Here is a 17,081-nt window from a genome sequence, read left to right on the forward strand (position 1 = left end):
TTAATGCTTTGACTATACGATAGTTATTGTGCGTTCCTCTGTCGGGTAATTAAATATCGTATTTAAGTTACTTTCTACTACAATTTAACATCGTTATGTACTTGAAAATTACTCTTACTAGCGCTACTCTAAGTGAGGTGGTCTGACCTCTATTAAGGAATAAAAATGACACTCATATTTACACTGGTTCTAATCGCGTTGCTTTGCACTGCGGTTTACCACAGAGCAAGTTGGAACACAGCACTTGGTGTTTCGGCTATAACTTTATTAATTGGTACCTTTGCGGGTGCTTTTGGTTTAATTAGCTGGTTGATCTTTTTGATCATCGCGGTTCCTCTTTCTGTTACTGGCATTCGTCAGCAATATATCATCAAGCCAATTTTTGCTACGTTTAAAAAAGTAACGCCAAGCATGTCTGATACTGAAAAATCAGCTATTGATGCCGGTACGACGTGGTGGGAAGCTGACTTATTTTGCGGTAACCCTGATTGGAAAAAACTTCACCAATATCCAGTTCCTAAACTTACTATTGAAGAGCAAGCCTTTGTAGATGGCCCTGTTGAAGTAGTATGCAGCATGTTGGACGATTGGGAAGCAACGCATGAACTAACCGACCTTCCTCAAGATGTATGGCAATATCTAAAAGATAATAAATTCTTTGCCATGATCATCAAAAAAGAATACGGCGGTTTAGAGTTTTCTGCATTTGCACAGTCATGTGTACTTCAAAAGCTAACAAGTAAATCAACATTGCTTTCGTCAATTGTTGGTGTACCAAACTCTTTAGGCCCTGGTGAATTATTACAGCACTATGGTACGAAAGAGCAAAAAGATCATTACTTACCGCGCTTAGCGAGCGGTCAAGAAATTCCATGTTTTGCATTAACGTCGCCAGAAGCGGGTTCTGATGCAAGCTCAATTCCAGACTACGGTGTAGTGTGTAAAGGGCAATGGAATGGCGAAGAGGTTGTGGGTGTTAGTTTAACGTGGAATAAGCGTTACATTACACTTGCCCCAGTTGCTACGGTACTTGGACTTGCGTTTAAATTACAAGATCCAGATGGCTTAATTGGCGACAATAAAGAGCCAGGCATTACCTGTGCACTTATTCCAACGGATACTCCTGGAGTTGAAATTGGTCGTCGACATTTCCCGCTTAACGTACCATTTCAAAATGGTCCTACTCGCGGTAAAGACATTTTTGTACCACTTGATTACATTATTGGTGGTCCAGATATGGCTGGTCAAGGCTGGCGCATGTTGGTTGAATGTTTATCGGTTGGTCGTGCAATTACGTTACCGTCAAACTCTGCCGGTGGCATTAAAATGATTGCTATTGCGACAGGTGCTTATAGCCGAATTCGTCGTCAGTTCCGTTTACCTATTGGTAAAATGGAAGGTGTTGAAGAGTCACTAGCAAAACTTGCTGGTTACGCTTACAGCTCTGATGCTGCGGTTAGTATGTCTACAGGTGCGGTTGATTTAGGCGAAAAGCCATCGGTTGTTTCTGCCATTATTAAATACCACCTGACAGAGCAAATGCGTGATGCAACTATTCATGCAATGGATGTACTTGGCGGTAAGGGCATCATGCTTGGGCCAAATAACTATTTAGGTCGTGGCTATCAAGGTGCACCTATTGCCATTACCGTTGAAGGTGCAAACATCTTGACCCGTAATATGATTATTTATGGTCAGGGTGCGATTCGCTGTCATCCATTTGTACTTACCGAGCTTGGTGCGTGCGAAATTGAAGACCGCGAAGAGGCGCTTAACGTATTTGATAAAGCGCTAATGGGTCACATTGGTTTTACTATGTCGAACCTTGTACGTACTAAGTGGCTTGCTCTTACCGGCGCTCGTTTTACAAGTGTGCCGTACAACGACGAAACCGCTGAATTTTACCGTATAGCGTCACGCTTTAGTGCATCACTTGCACTTATGTCTGACATTAGCATGGCAGTATTTGGTGGCTCACTAAAACGTAAAGAACGTATTTCAGCACGTTTAGGTGATTTACTTAGTTACCTATACTTAGTATCTGCAACGCTTAAGCGTTACAACGATGAAGGCCGTAAAAAAGAAGATTTTGCTCTAGTAAAATGGAGTTGCCAAGATCACCTTTACCATTGCCAACGTGCACTTGCTGATTTAATTAATAACATGCCTTCGGCTCCACTACGCGCCGTGTTAAAAGTATTGTTATTCCCGTTTGGTCGCCCGGTTCGTAAGCCAACTGACCAACTTGAGCATAAACTTGCACAGCTACTACAAGTACCTAGTGAAACGCGTAACCGTTTAGCAAGCTATGTATACTTAACAAATGAGCCGCTTAACCTTGTAGGTCGTCAAGAGCAAACGCTTAAAGACGTCCTTGATGTTGAGCCATTATTTGAAAGAGTATGTAAAGAAAAAGGCCTTAAACTGCCATTCTTCCAGCTTGATAAAGTAGCGCAAATGGGGCTTGAAGCAGGCATTTTAAGCCAAGCAGAGGCTGACAAGCTAGCTGCTGTTGAGCAATCTCGTTTAGATGTTATTAACGTTGATGACTTTGACCCGGCTGATTTACTTGCAGGCAAAGCCGCGCGTAATAGCGTTAAAAAAGAAGCTAATGCCGCTTAATTAACTAAGTAAGCATTTGAATACTAAAAGCCAGCGCCTAATGCGCTGGCTTTTTTGTGTAAAATAAATTTTTATATATCAAATCGCACATATCAAGCAATCAAATACTCGACGATAAGTGTAAATTAGCGCTTAGTTATCAATCGCTTCCATGCTAAAACTATGCCTGTATACACTAAAAAACATGCGAGCAATGATGCCAAACCAGCTAATGTTTGCCCTAAAAAACCAAAGTATTCACCGGTATGTAAAAATCGAGATGTTCCCCATGCTTGATCGCCTCGCGTCCAATCCGATTTTTTTAACATTTTAATTGCATCACCAGTGCGAGTATCTAAAAATAATGAATACGCATATTCTTGGCGATTCCCGATACTGGTATCAATATAAAAACGTGCTTCGTGTTTTTTGTCACCTAATTCTAACCACATTGAATACCAATCAGCAGCACCATTATTAATTGCATGTACTTTAGCTTGTTGAAATAAAGTATCGTACAGTACTTCATCAGCCGATAAATCTAATACTGGTAGATGTTTTTCACGCTCCGGTACACTTTGTCCAAATGCGCCGTACAGTGCTTTATTTGCCCAATCAAAATGAAACAAAGTAGCCGTTAATGACAAAACGAGTAAAACCGGTAAACACCAAATTCCAAAAACTAAATGCCACTGCCTATTTCGATGATGTGATGATTTGTAACTCTTTGCTAGTAATAAATATCCTTTTAATGCAGAGCGGTTAAATCGCTTTGGTAACCACAGATAAGCACCCGATAGTAATAAAAAGATAAAAAATAGATTAGCGTAGCCATTTATATTTTTACCAATCACCTGCGAAGCGCCATGCAGTAATAAATAACGATGTATATCAGTTACAACGTGAAAAAAGTCAGCCGCTAACCCCTCTCCTTCACGAAGCACGTCTCCTGTATAAGGGTGTAATAAGTAGCTATGCTTTCCAGCCCAGGCAGGAATGGCAGCCCCTTCTCGATTAACCCAACGAATATAAATATGTGATTGACTCGGATGCGATTTTCGCAAAATATCCACAACATCATCAGTCGATAGTCGCTGTTGAACATAGGTGTTATTTACAGTAAATCGCATTTCATCTAGCTCAACAATCTGTCGTTCATAGGTTAATAGAAAACCCGTGAACGACATGCTAAAAATAAATAAACCGGCGATTAGACCTATAATTAAGTGGACCCAAAAGACCCACTTTTTAAACAATTTTAAGAACATAAAATAAGTTACTTATTCTTAAAACTGGTAGGAAATCGATAAGCGAATATCGCGCCCAGATTCGTATGGACCAACAACAGTGCCAAATACTTCACTGTAATCACCCACACTTGAATGATCGATATATAACTCATTAAATAAATTAGTAACAGCAACATTAAATAATAATGCATTCGTCACATTCCACTGCCCATATAAATCAACAGTGGTATAGCTTGGTTTATTTAGGGTATATAAAGAATCGGTCCAACCAAGGTCAACAGCTTGATGAAGAGTATCAATATCAAGCGAATCGACTTTAGTTACACTAAAACCAACCTTTGCATCAGTGTTAATGTCGTAATCAACGCCAGCAACCCATGTATTGCCTCTGCTATTCCCTAAACCGACAAACTCATAGCCATTAATATCAATTGCATCATAACTTACACTGTACAACCCATCACGTGGGTCAAGCTCTGTATCAGTAGCTGAAAATCCAATGAAGAAATCAAATGAATTTAAACGATATGCTAGGTCAAACTCAAATCCTTTAGTCTCTAACGTGCCTATATTGTTATAAACCGAGTTTCCTTCATACCCTTCAAATATCACATCATCTAAAGACGAATTATAAATACTTGCCTTAGCGGATAAATTTTCATTAGTGTACGTTATGGATGCTTCAATATTAGCTACGGTCTCAGGTACTAAACTTTCATCTGCTACTGGAATATCTGAACCGTCATATAAATATCCATCAATGGTAAAGCCATCACCTATTTGCTTACCACGCGCGGCTTCAGCATACCCAAGCCCTACTGTCCAAGCATCATTAATGTCGTATGCTAAACCGATATTAAAACTCAGTTCATTGTCATCTAAACTCGATGCGCTTTCTGTAATTGCAGTGCCGTAATATTCATCTAATAAGATGTCTTGTTTAAACTTATAACTATCAAAACGCACCCCATAACTCAGTAAAAGTTGTGGAGTAATATCACTATAACCTTGTGCATAAACACCCAGTACACTGCCTTGTTCTGAATTTTCTTTTGCACCTGCTGCAGACCCACTCGATACTTCATCATTTCTATAATCAACGCCATAAACAAATTTATGTTCATCAATAATACTTGTATTACGAATATCTAAGCCATATGTGTCAATGTCAGCAAGCCAAGCAAATCGGCCGCCATTAAAAGATGATTCGGTTTTGTATGCTGTCGCCTCTAAATACAATAAGTTATTGTGAGAAAATATATAATTAGCAACGTAAGTCTCTCGCTCTGCTTCACTTGGATACAAAGCATCACCTTCTTGTACCGCCCAGTTAGGGCGTGCTGAAAAATCCCCTTCTTCGTCGCGTTTTTCAATACTTACCGACAAATGATGATTATCTGCTAACTCACCACTGGCTTTAATAAACATCATATCTTGATCGGCGGCCGTACCATAAATAGTATCGCCATCACCATCTTCCATGTTCTCGCGATCCACAGTACTGAAATACCCTAGTACGCCCCATGTATCACTTAATTTACCGTATACACTGGTGCTTAAACGCGTACCGTCATTTGAAAAGTAACTTGCTTTAACACGTCCACCAAATTGTTCACCTTGATTAAGTAAGTCTTGCGCGTCTTTAGTTTTAAAGCGGATAGAGCCGCCAATCGCACCAGGACCACTTGTTGCTTCGCCGGCACCTGCTTGCACATCGATTTGTTGCAGTAGGTCTGGATCTATTGTTACACGACCAATATGATGAAATAACGTTGATGTTTGCTGTGCACCATCAACCGTTATATTTAATAAAGAATCTTCAACACCACGAATATAGATCTTTTGTGCAACGCCTACCGAGCCACCCACACTAACAGAAGGTGAATGTCGAAAAATGTCAGCCAGATCACTTGCTTGATATTGTTCTATTTCTTCAGCTGTAATACTCAAATTAGTTGCAGAACCAACTACAGATATTTTTTCAACAGACGCTGTATTTTTAGCAAGTTCTTGCGCGTATATAGGTGAACTAAATGATGCACAAATGGCACTCATTAGGGCTAATTTTTTCAAGGGGGACATTCCTTCTCAATTACAAATAAGAAGAATTATCATTTTCTTTTAATGAAAAGTATAGCAACTTTACATTTGTTACATTTAGGAAATATACAAAGACGCGTTAGGTGCAATCTACTTTAGTTGCCTAAAAACATGTAAGTAAAGGCGTGAGCAAGACGAGAAAGCGTTGCTCAGTTTTTACAAGCACACAATATGAAATGTAATTTATACACCTTTAGGAACCGTTACAGTCATTACTAAACCACCTGCAGTATCATTTTTAGCAAATACTGTTGCAGCAATCGCATGTAATTGCCTTTGTGCTAAAGCAAGCCCTAAACCAAAGCTATCACTGTTGCATGAGCGAGCTGAATCAATCCGGAAAAAAGGTCTAAAAATAGTATTTAAATGCTCTTTAGGTACTCCTGGACCTTGATCTGCAATAATAATTTGATATTCATGTTTATAATCAATGAGGCTAATCCGTACTTTTTTATTAATGGGTGTGTAACGTAGTGCATTTCTAAGTATATTCTCCAGTGCTTGACCTAATGCTCTGTGATTACTGTTTTCAATATGGGCTTGATTAGGTAAGTCAGCAGAAATCAGTTTATCTGGATATTCAAAACGCCCATCTTCAATGAGGATTTCGAGTAAATCGACTAAATCCAAAGATTCAATGCGCAACTGAGGTGACTCGTTATCTAACCAAGATAAAGTAAGCGTGTCATCTACTAACTTACGGATGTGCTGTGACTCTTTGTGAATACGCTCTAATTTGATTTGCGTGTCTTCTACACCCTTTTCTCTGTGAGTGAGTAAATTGTCAGTTGCTATATCTAAGCGTGTTAAAGGTGTTCTCAACTCGTGAGACAGATCAGTTAGTAATACACGTTGATGCATAATCTGATCACTGATCCGCTCTGCCATTAAATCAAATGTTTCAGCTAACTGGGATAGTTCATCATTGCGTGAGCCCAGCTGCTCTCGAACTCTGACACTAAAGTCTCCTTTGCTAAATGCCCTACTTGCTAAGTCGAGTTCTTTAATAGGATGCATAATATGGCGATATAACACAATAGATAAACACACCAATATCAGCATTGGCAATAAAACTTGTAACGACAAACGTGTTAAATTCCAAAGTGATCCTGGGCGCATTCTTTGCGGCAACTGCACAACAAGGCTAGTTGCACCATCTTTAAAGGGTAATTGCATAACGGGGGCATGCTCAAAATACAGATGGATTTTCCAATCAATACTTCGCCCCAAGTTATACCCTGTATACTCATGACGATGAGAGCGATTACCTGCTAACTCAACCACATTGGCTTTAGCAATTACAGCCCAAATATTTTCTTGTTGTTGTAAATCATCAACCCAACGCTCAAGTTCGCTCATATCACCTTGATCAAATACAACCTCAGCCTTTTTTTGCCAATTAATTAACTCTTCTCGGCTTGAGTCACTTAGCATGCTCATATCATTTTCAAAATGATTAACCGCGACATTAATTAAATAAAACATCGCAACAACACCAGTACCAATAATTAAGCACAGCTTCCAAAATAAACGTCGTGTCATTTAATACAGTACCCTTGCCCATGCACAGTGTGTAAACGGCTGCCATCCCAGCCGGCGTTATTTAATTTTTTTCGTATACGACTCATATGCATATCTAAACTACGATCGTACTGACTGAAACGCTTGTTAAGCGCCGCTTGATATAAAAAAGGTTTTAACAGTATTTGTTCTTGGTTTTTCACTAAAATTTGCAGCAAGGCAAACTCAATAGGCGTAAAAGCTAATAGCTCACAATGCAGAAAAACCTGCTGGCGTAGGCTATCTATTTCAAGTCCATCAATATTAGCAATGTAAGGGGTATTTGTGTCTTGTTTAAAAACGCGCCTTAGTACTGAATCTACGCGTAGTAATAATTCTTGGCCATTAAACGGTTTTGCTAAATAATCATCTGCACCGGCTGATAAACCTAAAATACGCTCTTCTTCAGCATGTTTTGCCGATACAATTATTACAGGGGTGTTATTACAACTACGTAAAATATTAAGTACTGCTAAACCGTCTTTTCCCGGCAACATAACATCTAATAAAATAAGACTAAAACGTTGAGCAACCGCTAAATCAAGCGCTTGATCACCATCAAAACACTGTGTAACAGAGTACCCTTGGTTAGCTAGTAATTCAGTAATTTGATCATTAAGTAATGTATCGTCTTCAACAACTAAAATATCAAAATCAAATTTGTTGCGTTGATAGCCCTGTGGTGCAGACATAGAAAACCATAATTTTTATAGTATTAAAACAAATTAAAGCAAATGATAATACAAATCAATATCAAAAACGGTGCGCAGGAAAAAAGTTAACTATTTGAGTGTTTTGAGTGTTTTGAGTGTTTTGAGTGTTTTGAGTGTTTTGAGTGTTTTGAGTGTTTTGAGTGTTTTGAGTGTTTTGAGTGTTTTGAGTGTTTTGAGTGTTTTGAGTGTTTTGAGTGTTTTTCAAGTATAAACTTGTTATTGAGGAAATAACAAGTGGCGGAGTGGACGGGACTCGAACCCGCGACCCCCGGCGTGACAGGCCGGTATTCTAACCAACTGAACTACCACTCCGCAGTGGTATGTGCATGGGGTAATGCACTTACTAATTTTAATCATGATATCAAATGGCGGAGTGGACGGGACTCGAACCCGCGACCCCCGGCGTGACAGGCCGGTATTCTAACCAACTGAACTACCACTCCGCAGAGATATCATTATACTTGTTATTACTTAATTTGTTGGCGGAGTGGACGGGACTCGAACCCGCGACCCCCGGCGTGACAGGCCGGTATTCTAACCAACTGAACTACCACTCCAGCATACAAATTTTGTAATATAACATTGTTTAAATAGTTGGCGGAGTGGACGGGACTCGAACCCGCGACCCCCGGCGTGACAGGCCGGTATTCTAACCAACTGAACTACCACTCCAGCGCATATTTAAACTGTTATTTTTTCTTATTGGCGGAGTGGACGGGACTCGAACCCGCGACCCCCGGCGTGACAGGCCGGTATTCTAACCAACTGAACTACCACTCCATAATAAGAATATGTTTTACAACCATACGTTGTGTAAGTGTTGGCGGAGTGGACGGGACTCGAACCCGCGACCCCCGGCGTGACAGGCCGGTATTCTAACCAACTGAACTACCACTCCAGCTTTTACTTACAAGTTTTACGAAAATGGCGGAGTGGACGGGACTCGAACCCGCGACCCCCGGCGTGACAGGCCGGTATTCTAACCAACTGAACTACCACTCCATATTTTCGTTGCTGTTTAGGTCTCCCTGACAGCGGCGTGAATAATACGAACCAACCCCTATTTCGTCAAGGGCTTTTTTGTTTTTTTATAGGTTTTTTAGTCATCTGTCATCGAAAGGTTTAAAATTTCACCTGATCTGTCATTTTTTGAGCCGTTTTTACCAACTTGATTTTTTTCTGTGTCGGCAACATCACCTTCACTTGTTTTCTTTTTCTTTAAAAAAGGCAGCTTCACTTTAAATTTAATCGGTTTTTTCTGAACAAATATACGAATTAACAACCAACCGAGTAATAAAATGAGCGTATTGCAGCCTACAATTAAGCTAATAATTGTAGACGTGGCCATTTTTTCTTCAACAGGTTCATTCTCAATCATTTCATCTGGGGTAATAATCGTTGCAGGATCAATTTCGGGCACCGCTTCTATAGGTCGTTCTATCTCAAATTTGTACGTTGGTAGCGTTGCCATAAATTCGCGGCCATTAATATTAGTCCCAAAAACTGACAGCTCAACGCTATACCTACCCCAATCATAATTTTTAACACTCAGTTGGCGTAAGTCTTTAGCTGCAGCATCTATGGTAAACATTTGCTCTTCGTTATTGGGATAGTAGATTTTTCCCTGGATGATGACTGTTTCTGGCTTAACAATACTTGAGTCTATATTTATAGTTAACAGATGCTCGTCTGTGTCTTGCTCTGCTAACGCGATTTCGGTTACAAAAGGCGGCTCGTGCACTTCTATTGTATTTTGCACAATGCGGCGCTGCAGCAGAGGTGTTGCAACGTAAAGCTCTGGTGTCCATTCACCCGCAGGGAAATCTAAAGTAAACTCGCCAGTAAACACACCATCTTTAGGGCGCTCATCAAATCCACGTCCATCGTCTTTAAATTCAGCGACTTCTTGAATGCCTGCGCCAAAGTTAGCAAAGTTTTCATTGTTAGTACTTACAAAGTCGACATTAAGGCTCACAACATCTCTAAATAGGTTTGTATTAATTGGCTCACCGTCATTTAGTATTTTGCCAGTGATTTTTATTGTCTCCCCTCTAAACAACATTGAAGGAAGAGGCTCTGCCTCAAGAGATATCTCGCCTAATACGACTATTCGGCTGTCGGGCAAAATACTGCCTATGACTTGCCAAGGACCTGCCATAGGTTTTTTTATGGTTACTAAATCGTAGCTGAGTTCGTCAAACCATTCTAAGTTAGGGTTTTTAACAGAGTCAGCAGCAAAGTACTTACTGCCATCGGGCCTCACTAAAATAACAGCAGGTGCACCTGATTTTCTAAAAAAAAGCAGTGTTATTTCATCTATTTTGCTATCTATGCGAAAACGATTATCAAGTAAAGGGATCTCATTTTGATGCCCATCGCGCTTGAGCACTTCTACTTGTTTTACGCCATATGCATTGCCAGTAAATAAACTAGCTGCACATAACGCTGTTAAAAAATACATCGTTTTCATTAAATCGCCTTATTCAGCGCGCCAGATACATTGGCCGCCTTCTTTATTTACAAGATCCAATCGTGCCTCGTGTGCGCTTTGCTCAGCGTCACTTGCTCGCAGAACAACTAATGGGGCTCTATCACTATTTAAACGCTTTATACCGCCCTTCTGTTGCTCGCTGCCGTCATCTTTGTTTTGATTCAAATTCAACTTTGTTTGACCGCCCGTCATGGCAAGGTAAACATCGGCTAAAATCTCAGAATCCAGTAGCGCGCCGTGAAGCGTTCGTTTACCGTTATCTACATCGTAACGACGACATAATGCATCAAGGTTGTTCTTTTGACCTGGATGCAAGTCACGCGCCATTTTAAGCGTGTCGAGAACTTGACAAAAAGTATCTGTTTTAGGATAACCCTGATTAAGCAACGCAAATTCGTTATCCATGTGGCCAATATCGAACGGCGCGTTATGAATAACTAACTCAGCCCCTTCAATATAGTCGAAAAACTCTTGGGCAATTTGATGAAACAACGGTTTATCACGTAAAAATTCGTTAGTGATACCGTGAACGTCTATCGCTTCTTCTTCACTTGGCCGTTGTGGATTTATATAAACGTGAAAGTTATTGCCTGTTAAACGGCGATTTACTAACTCCACACACCCAATTTCTATAATACGGTGCCCTTGTTTAGGGTCTATGCCGGTGGTTTCTGTATCTAAAACTATTTGTCTACGTGCCATATCGAATTTAGCCTGATTCTGGTATCTTTCTATAATCACTTTATTGTACATAAGATCAAGGTAAAACAGTGCAAAAAACCGTAGAGATTTACACCGATGGCTCATGTTTAGGTAATCCAGGCCCCGGCGGTTATGGTATTTTTATGATTTATAACGGCCACGAAAAAGAAATGAGCCAAGGTTATAAACTCACAACAAATAACCGAATGGAAATGCTCGCGGCTATTGTAGCCCTAGAATCACTCACTCGAGAATGCGAAGTAAATCTAACAACCGATAGCCAATATGTTAAGCAAGGTATTGAATCGTGGATCACTAACTGGAAAAAACGTGGCTGGTTAACATCAGCTAAAAAGCCGGTTAAAAACGTCGATTTATGGAAACGCCTAGATAAAGCCTGTAGCGAGCACAATGTAACCTGGAAATGGGTTAAAGGGCATAGCGGCCATAAGTACAACGAAATAGTTGACGATTTGGCGCGCGATGCAGCTGGCAGCAAAGATTTACTAGAAGATGTAGGCTACCAGCCTTAATTAGCTGTTGTTACACCAATTTTATTAAAAACAAGTTCATTCTATCGCATTAAATAACTCACTAACTGCGTTAAAAATGATTCATATAGAACAACTATATGTCACAATTTTCGTCTTGTTAATGTGCTATTTTCTTAGCGCTATAATAGATCACTTATTTAATGCAATTGGTATTATTTTCTTGGTCGCACGTTTTGTAATGCTGCTTTGACGTTTGTCTAAGCCCTGCCCCTTTTACTGGTGCAAACTGCGGCCTTGCATGCCACTTAGGTTTTATTGGCGTAAGTGGCGCAACTCTTTTTCGTGCCACCAGCATATAAACACTGCCCATTGGTTTTAAATACTGTTTTGCAAAAGTACGCCAAAACTCAAACCTTGATAGCCTATTACCTCTTGCCAGTGATGAATAAATAAAACGTTCATCACTTACAATTTCAAAACCAAGTAAGTTTAGCCAATCTTTAACCCGTGCGGGTGTAAAAAAGCGCCCCGTCCATGGTAATTTCTGACCACTAAAAGGCAGCATTTGTGCAAGTCCGCATAAACTAAATGGATTAAAGCCAGTCACTACTATATAACCACCCGGAATAAGCGTGCGATGTGCTTCTCGTAAAATGTGATGTGGGTCTGAATGATACTCTAAGCAATGGCTTAGTATGCAGGCATCAATACTGTGCTCGTAAAATGGTAATTCGTCTATGTCAGCGACTACCCCGGTGTAAGGCCCAGGCTCTGCAACACACACTTGGTGTTTAATCGTACTTATACTTGTGTTTAATTCGCCACTTAAATTACCTAGCTTAAGCATATGATAGCCAAACATACGCGGCAGCCACTGCTCCATCTTACGTTCAATATCTGCACGCAAATAATCCCCATGAGGAAACTGCTGCCACGACAGTGGTTTGGGTCCTTCTTGAAAACTAAGGGCTGGTTTCATTTTTTGAGCTCGTTATACTATGCGATAAATGTCACTTTATAGAGCAATTTACCATGGTGCAAGTCAAAGCAATTAAAGCCTTTTCTGATAATTACATTTGGTGTTTAACTACCGATAACAGTAACCAAGCATGGGTAGTCGATCCTGGCCAAGCACAGCCCGTATTAGCGTATCTAGCTGAGCACGAACTTACGCTTGGTGGGATTTTAATTACGCATCATCACTACGACCACACTGATGGCGTAGCTGCATTAGTTGGCGCCTATCCAAATATATCGGTTTATGGCCCCGCGAATAGTCCATTTAAAGGCATTACTCACTCACTTACTGATGGTCAAAGCATTAGCGTACTTAATATTAACTTTACTATTTTAGCGACGCCTGGGCATACACTTGATCATATTTGCTATACAAATGATGAACTTGCTTTTACAGGCGATACATTGTTTAGCGGTGGATGTGGGCGCCTATTTGAAGGCACGCCAAAGGAAATGTGGGAATCGTTTAATAAACTAAGAGAGTTGCCTGCAAGCTGTAGTGTGTATTGCACGCACGAATACACGCAAGCTAATCTTGCCTTTGCCAAAGCGGTTGAACCACGCAACCCGGAACTCCTTGCGTACAGTAAAAAAGTAAATGAGTTACGCAGTAATAACCAAATTTCCCTACCAACTTCTATTGGACAGGAGCTAAAAATAAATCCATTTATGCGTAGCGATTTGCCAACCATTACAGAGTTAGTGCCAGGAAAATTCATCTCGGTTACAAAAAACAATGAACCTTGGGGAAACTTTGCTAGTCTGAGACAGTTCAAAGACAATTTTTAATGCACAAACTAATACTTTAATATTTATTTTATTAGAATCATTAACTTAAGATATAGTGATGATTCTATTTCTGCGTTTTAAAAAGTCATTAAGTGGCAATGTTAACTCATAACAGGTAGTATTCGCCGAGTTTTTTACCCGATGTATTGGTATTTATGAATAAATCTCCCCTATTAATAGCCTTGGCGTTAGCGCTAAGTGGTTGTCAAACTGTGGCAACTCTAGACTCAGACTCTCAAGTCGCCACGCAAGCAAACCAACAACTCGAAGGCGCAAGTCCTAACGACATTAACAATGCATTGATGGTAAACGCACAATATCAGCAAGTTGACCCTGATGAGCAAGAAGCTCCCGTATTTGATGATGTATGGGAGCGAATTCGCTACCAACTTTCTATCGAAATACCGCAAAACCGCCCTGTTGTTACTGAACGTAATTATTACGCTCGCCACCAAGCCTATTTAGATCGTATTTCTAAACGTGCAGAACCTTACTTACACTTTATTGTTGAGGAAGTAGAAAAGCGCGAAATGCCAATCGAGATTGCACTACTTCCTATTGTAGAAAGCGCATTTGACCCATTTGGATACTCTAATCGCAGTGCGTCGGGCATTTGGCAGTTTATGCCTGCAACTGGTGAGCGATTCGATTTAAAACAAAACTGGTGGTACGACGGTCGTCGCGACATCGTGCAATCGACTCGCGCAGCACTTGACTACTTATCGTATTTACACAAAACCCTTGAAGGCGATTGGCTAAATGCGATTGCTGCTTACAACTCGGGTGAAGGGCGCTTGATGCGCGCTATTAAAAAGAATCGTAAAAAGCATTTACCTACCGATTTTTGGTCTCTTGATTTACCAAGTGAAACAACAGCCTACGTACCAAAGTTATTAGCACTTGCCGATTTATTAAAACGCTCAGATGATTTTAACGTTACATGGCAACCAGTAATTAATGCACAAGTGGTTGAAGTGGTTGATGTTGGCTCGCAAATAGATTTAGCGCTTGCTGCTGATATGGCTGATATGACGCTTACTGAGCTATACAGATTAAACCCTGGTTTTAATCGCTGGGCAACTGATCCTAATGGCCCTCATTCTTTATTATTGCCTGTTGATAAATCAGAGGAATTTAGTCAAAAACTAGCAAACACTGATGTTAAAAACAGATTACGCTGGCAGCGTTATATTGTGGCTCGAGGCGACAGCTTATCGGTAATTGCCAAAAAGTTTACAACAAGCTCAAGTGCAATCCGATCGCTTAATAAACTCAAATCAAATACGATTAAAGTAGGCCAAGAGTTATTAGTCCCCCTTACTGATGGCGCTATAAATAGCGAACATTTACCAAAGCAGATGCGTTTAGCTGCTAATAAAGCAACTCGCACAAAGCTTTCGCACACAGTTAAAAGTGGCGACACATTATGGGACATTAGCCGCGAATATGACGTAACTATGGATGAGCTGGCTAAATGGAATAAGCTAAAGAAAAACTCTGTATTGCGCCTAAATCAAAAACTAACTGTTTATAAATCAGCTAATAAACCACAAGCAACGGCAAGTACCAACCGTACTATTACATACAAAGTACGCCGTGGTGATTCACTGGCACGTATTGCGTCTAAATTTAATCTCAGCGTTAACGAAATTATTAAGTGGAATAACTTAGCCGGTCAAAAATACTTACAACCTGGCCAAAAGCTAAAACTTAAAGTAGATGTCAGAAGTAGTTAATTTATAAAACTATATTAAAAGTAAAAAGGAGCGCATGCGCTCCTTTTTCAATACTTTAACGTTAAGGATTAAGCAGGTAGTTTCTCCAGCCATGCTTTTAACCAAGGCTCGGCTACCGGCCATGGTTCAAAATCTTCACATGCATCTATTTCTAGGCGGTTGCCCACAGGCTTTGCTTGTAAATCGCGTAGTAACTCGTCAAAGCTACGTCCTGCGCCACAAAATGTATCGCCGTAACATCTGTCACCCATTGCAATTACACCAAACGGTTTATCGGTAAGCATTGGGAAAGTGCTATTCATTGCAAAGTACAATCCTGCCAAATTACTCGGTACATCACCTTGGCCTGTTGTGGAGGTAACAATTAAAATATGCGATGCATTTTTTATATCATCAAGTGATGCTTCAGTAATTAGCGTTGCAGTATGACCCGCTTGCTCAATTGTGGCTGCAACTTCATCGCTTAAACGCTCTGCACCGCCATTAACGCTGCCTACAAAAATACTAATATGTGCCATTAATAATCCTTTTCTTGCTTTGGCCAACCTAGCTGCTTACATATTTCAAGCATGTCTTCACCTAGTGGCGCTTTAATTGTTATTGATTCATTACTATAAGGGTGCAAAAAACTAAGCTCTGTTGCAAATAACATTAAGCGTCTTAGTTCAAAATGCTCTCTAAAAAATTGATTATGCTGATTATCACCGTGATTTACATCACCAATAATAGGCAGTGATAAGTGCTTTAAGTGTCTGCGAATTTGATGCTTGCGCCCTGTTTTTGGAAAACACTCAACTAACGAGTAACGCACTGTTGGGTACTTACCAATAGGAATAGGCAGTGCAGCTTGGTGCAGACAATTAAACTGGGTTTGCGCTTCTTGCGGTGCTTTATCTTGATCTGCAAACTTATCGGCTATTTTATCAAGTTCTTCTTTAAGTGGTTTATCTAAAAATACTGACTCTGGTGCAAAACCGCGCACTAAGGCCAAATAGCGCTTAGCAATGGTACCTTCAATAAATAGCTGGTTCATATCGCGAGCTGCTTCAGAGCTCAGTGCAAACAGCAATACGCCCGACGTAGGTCTATCGAGCCTATGTACTGGAAATACATGTTGCCCTAGCTGGTCACGCAACATTTGCATAGCAAACTGGGTTTCGTGTTTATCTAAAAACGAGCGATGCACTAATAAACCTGAAGGCTTATTTATAGCCACATAATTTTCATCTTGATACAAAATAGTCAGCTCGCCATATTCAATAGGCGCTGGACGCTCACTCATTTGGTTCTCCTAAAAAGGTATCAAGGGCTGTTAGTAATTCAATTATTTCATCACTCCCTGCTTTATTCACAAGTGTCATTTGCGCCATAGGCGCAATAGCAAAGTTACGTGGCAGTGGTTGCTTGTGCGTTATTAATTTTTGTATTTTATCAATAAATACAAATTGTAACCACTGCTCAAATGCCATTGTATCGTGACAAAAAGGAGTATTTGAAAGCAGTGCATCAGCGTCTATTGGCTCACTTTGCCAAAGCTGATGCTTTTTTAAAAGTGCCGTTAACTGCACTAAATAAGTTTGGGTTTGCTGGTACATAACCACCCTCTTTTATATATGTAATGCAATTAT

14 protein-coding genes and 7 tRNA genes are annotated in these 17,081 nt (G+C 40.2%); 4 read left to right on the plus strand and 17 right to left on the minus strand.

Annotated features, from left to right (window positions below; all coding sequences use genetic code 11):
- Nucleotides 1–165 precede the first annotated feature (165 nt).
- Nucleotides 166–2,622: an acyl-CoA dehydrogenase FadE gene (gene fadE, locus BW142_RS07035; protein ID WP_076924400.1), complete on the plus strand. Its 2,457-nt coding sequence runs from the start codon at nucleotides 166–168 to the stop codon at nucleotides 2,620–2,622.
- 125 nt (nucleotides 2,623–2,747) lie between these two features.
- On the opposite strand, the gene BW142_RS07040 is transcribed toward fadE, so the two are convergent.
- From BW142_RS07040 to dnaQ, 13 genes are all read right to left on the minus strand, one after another.
- Nucleotides 2,748–3,869 carry a PepSY-associated TM helix domain-containing protein gene (locus BW142_RS07040; RefSeq protein ID WP_076924401.1) on the minus strand — a complete coding sequence of 374 codons (1,122 nt, stop codon included), beginning with the start codon at nucleotides 3,867–3,869 and terminating at the stop codon, nucleotides 2,748–2,750.
- Nucleotides 3,870–3,887: 18 nt separating this feature from the next.
- Complete coding sequence (locus BW142_RS07045; protein ID WP_143475915.1) at nucleotides 3,888–5,924, minus strand: TonB-dependent receptor; 2,037 nt, start codon at nucleotides 5,922–5,924, stop codon at nucleotides 3,888–3,890.
- A 210-nt stretch (nucleotides 5,925–6,134) separates the two neighbouring features.
- Entirely contained in the window at nucleotides 6,135–7,493 is a 1,359-nt protein-coding gene (locus BW142_RS07050; protein ID WP_024599750.1) for a histidine kinase sensor domain-containing protein, read from the minus strand.
- Nucleotides 7,490–8,203, minus strand: coding sequence for a response regulator transcription factor (locus BW142_RS07055; RefSeq protein WP_076924403.1), 714 nt, complete (start codon nucleotides 8,201–8,203; stop codon nucleotides 7,490–7,492). Before BW142_RS07055 ends, BW142_RS07050 begins: the two co-directional genes overlap by 4 nt.
- 256 nt (nucleotides 8,204–8,459) lie before the next feature.
- Nucleotides 8,460–8,536: transfer RNA gene (locus BW142_RS07060), tRNA-Asp, on the minus strand.
- Between the two features lie 54 nt (nucleotides 8,537–8,590).
- Nucleotides 8,591–8,667 (minus strand) — tRNA-Asp (locus BW142_RS07065).
- 37 nt (nucleotides 8,668–8,704) lie between these two features.
- A tRNA-Asp gene (locus BW142_RS07070) sits at nucleotides 8,705–8,781 on the minus strand.
- A gap of 38 nt (nucleotides 8,782–8,819) precedes the next feature.
- Nucleotides 8,820–8,896: transfer RNA gene (locus tag BW142_RS07075), tRNA-Asp, on the minus strand.
- A 31-nt stretch (nucleotides 8,897–8,927) separates the two neighbouring features.
- Nucleotides 8,928–9,004: transfer RNA gene (locus BW142_RS07080), tRNA-Asp, on the minus strand.
- A 41-nt stretch (nucleotides 9,005–9,045) separates the two neighbouring features.
- Nucleotides 9,046–9,122: transfer RNA gene (locus BW142_RS07085), tRNA-Asp, on the minus strand.
- A 27-nt stretch (nucleotides 9,123–9,149) separates the two neighbouring features.
- Nucleotides 9,150–9,226: transfer RNA gene (locus BW142_RS07090), tRNA-Asp, on the minus strand.
- A gap of 97 nt (nucleotides 9,227–9,323) precedes the next feature.
- Nucleotides 9,324–10,694, minus strand: a complete 1,371-nt coding sequence (locus BW142_RS07095) for a TIGR03503 family protein (RefSeq protein WP_076924404.1) — start codon at nucleotides 10,692–10,694, stop codon at nucleotides 9,324–9,326.
- A gap of 9 nt (nucleotides 10,695–10,703) precedes the next feature.
- Nucleotides 10,704–11,417, minus strand: coding sequence for a DNA polymerase III subunit epsilon (gene dnaQ, locus BW142_RS07100; protein WP_076924405.1), 714 nt, complete (start codon nucleotides 11,415–11,417; stop codon nucleotides 10,704–10,706).
- 68 nt (nucleotides 11,418–11,485) lie between these two features.
- On the opposite strand from dnaQ, the gene rnhA reads away from it, so the two are divergent.
- Complete coding sequence (gene rnhA, locus BW142_RS07105) at nucleotides 11,486–11,950, plus strand: ribonuclease HI (protein WP_007378210.1); 465 nt, start codon at nucleotides 11,486–11,488, stop codon at nucleotides 11,948–11,950.
- A 154-nt stretch (nucleotides 11,951–12,104) separates the two neighbouring features.
- Here the strand turns inward: rnhA and BW142_RS07110 are convergent, their stop codons facing one another.
- Entirely contained in the window at nucleotides 12,105–12,890 is a 786-nt protein-coding gene (locus BW142_RS07110) for a class I SAM-dependent methyltransferase (protein ID WP_024599756.1), read from the minus strand.
- Nucleotides 12,891–12,943: 53 nt separating this feature from the next.
- Between BW142_RS07110 and gloB the strand changes: the two genes are divergently transcribed.
- Both gloB and BW142_RS07120 read left to right on the plus strand, forming a co-directional pair.
- A complete protein-coding gene (gloB, locus tag BW142_RS07115; protein WP_024599757.1) occupies nucleotides 12,944–13,717 on the plus strand; it encodes a hydroxyacylglutathione hydrolase in 774 nt (257 codons plus the stop codon).
- Nucleotides 13,718–13,872: 155 nt separating this feature from the next.
- The gene (locus BW142_RS07120; RefSeq protein ID WP_076924406.1) at nucleotides 13,873–15,453 is read left to right on the plus strand and encodes a LysM peptidoglycan-binding domain-containing protein; all 1,581 of its coding nucleotides are present in this window, start codon (nucleotides 13,873–13,875) and stop codon (nucleotides 15,451–15,453) included.
- Nucleotides 15,454–15,521: 68 nt separating this feature from the next.
- Here the strand turns inward: BW142_RS07120 and BW142_RS07125 are convergent, their stop codons facing one another.
- The 3 genes from BW142_RS07125 to BW142_RS07135 are packed head-to-tail and all read right to left on the minus strand — an operon-like array spanning nucleotide 15,522 to nucleotide 17,048.
- Nucleotides 15,522–15,971: a flavodoxin gene (locus BW142_RS07125; RefSeq protein ID WP_076924407.1), complete on the minus strand. Its 450-nt coding sequence runs from the start codon at nucleotides 15,969–15,971 to the stop codon at nucleotides 15,522–15,524.
- Entirely contained in the window at nucleotides 15,971–16,735 is a 765-nt protein-coding gene (gene truC / locus BW142_RS07130; protein WP_024599760.1) for a tRNA pseudouridine(65) synthase TruC, read from the minus strand. Before truC ends, BW142_RS07125 begins: the two co-directional genes overlap by 1 nt.
- Entirely contained in the window at nucleotides 16,728–17,048 is a 321-nt protein-coding gene (locus BW142_RS07135; protein WP_024599761.1) for a YqcC family protein, read from the minus strand. The genes truC and BW142_RS07135 overlap by 8 nt, the downstream gene beginning before the upstream one ends.
- Nucleotides 17,049–17,081 lie beyond the last annotated feature (33 nt).

Origin of the sequence: Pseudoalteromonas sp. EB27 (assembly GCF_001974875.1) — a bacterium.
GTDB lineage: Bacteria > Pseudomonadota > Gammaproteobacteria > Enterobacterales > Alteromonadaceae > Pseudoalteromonas.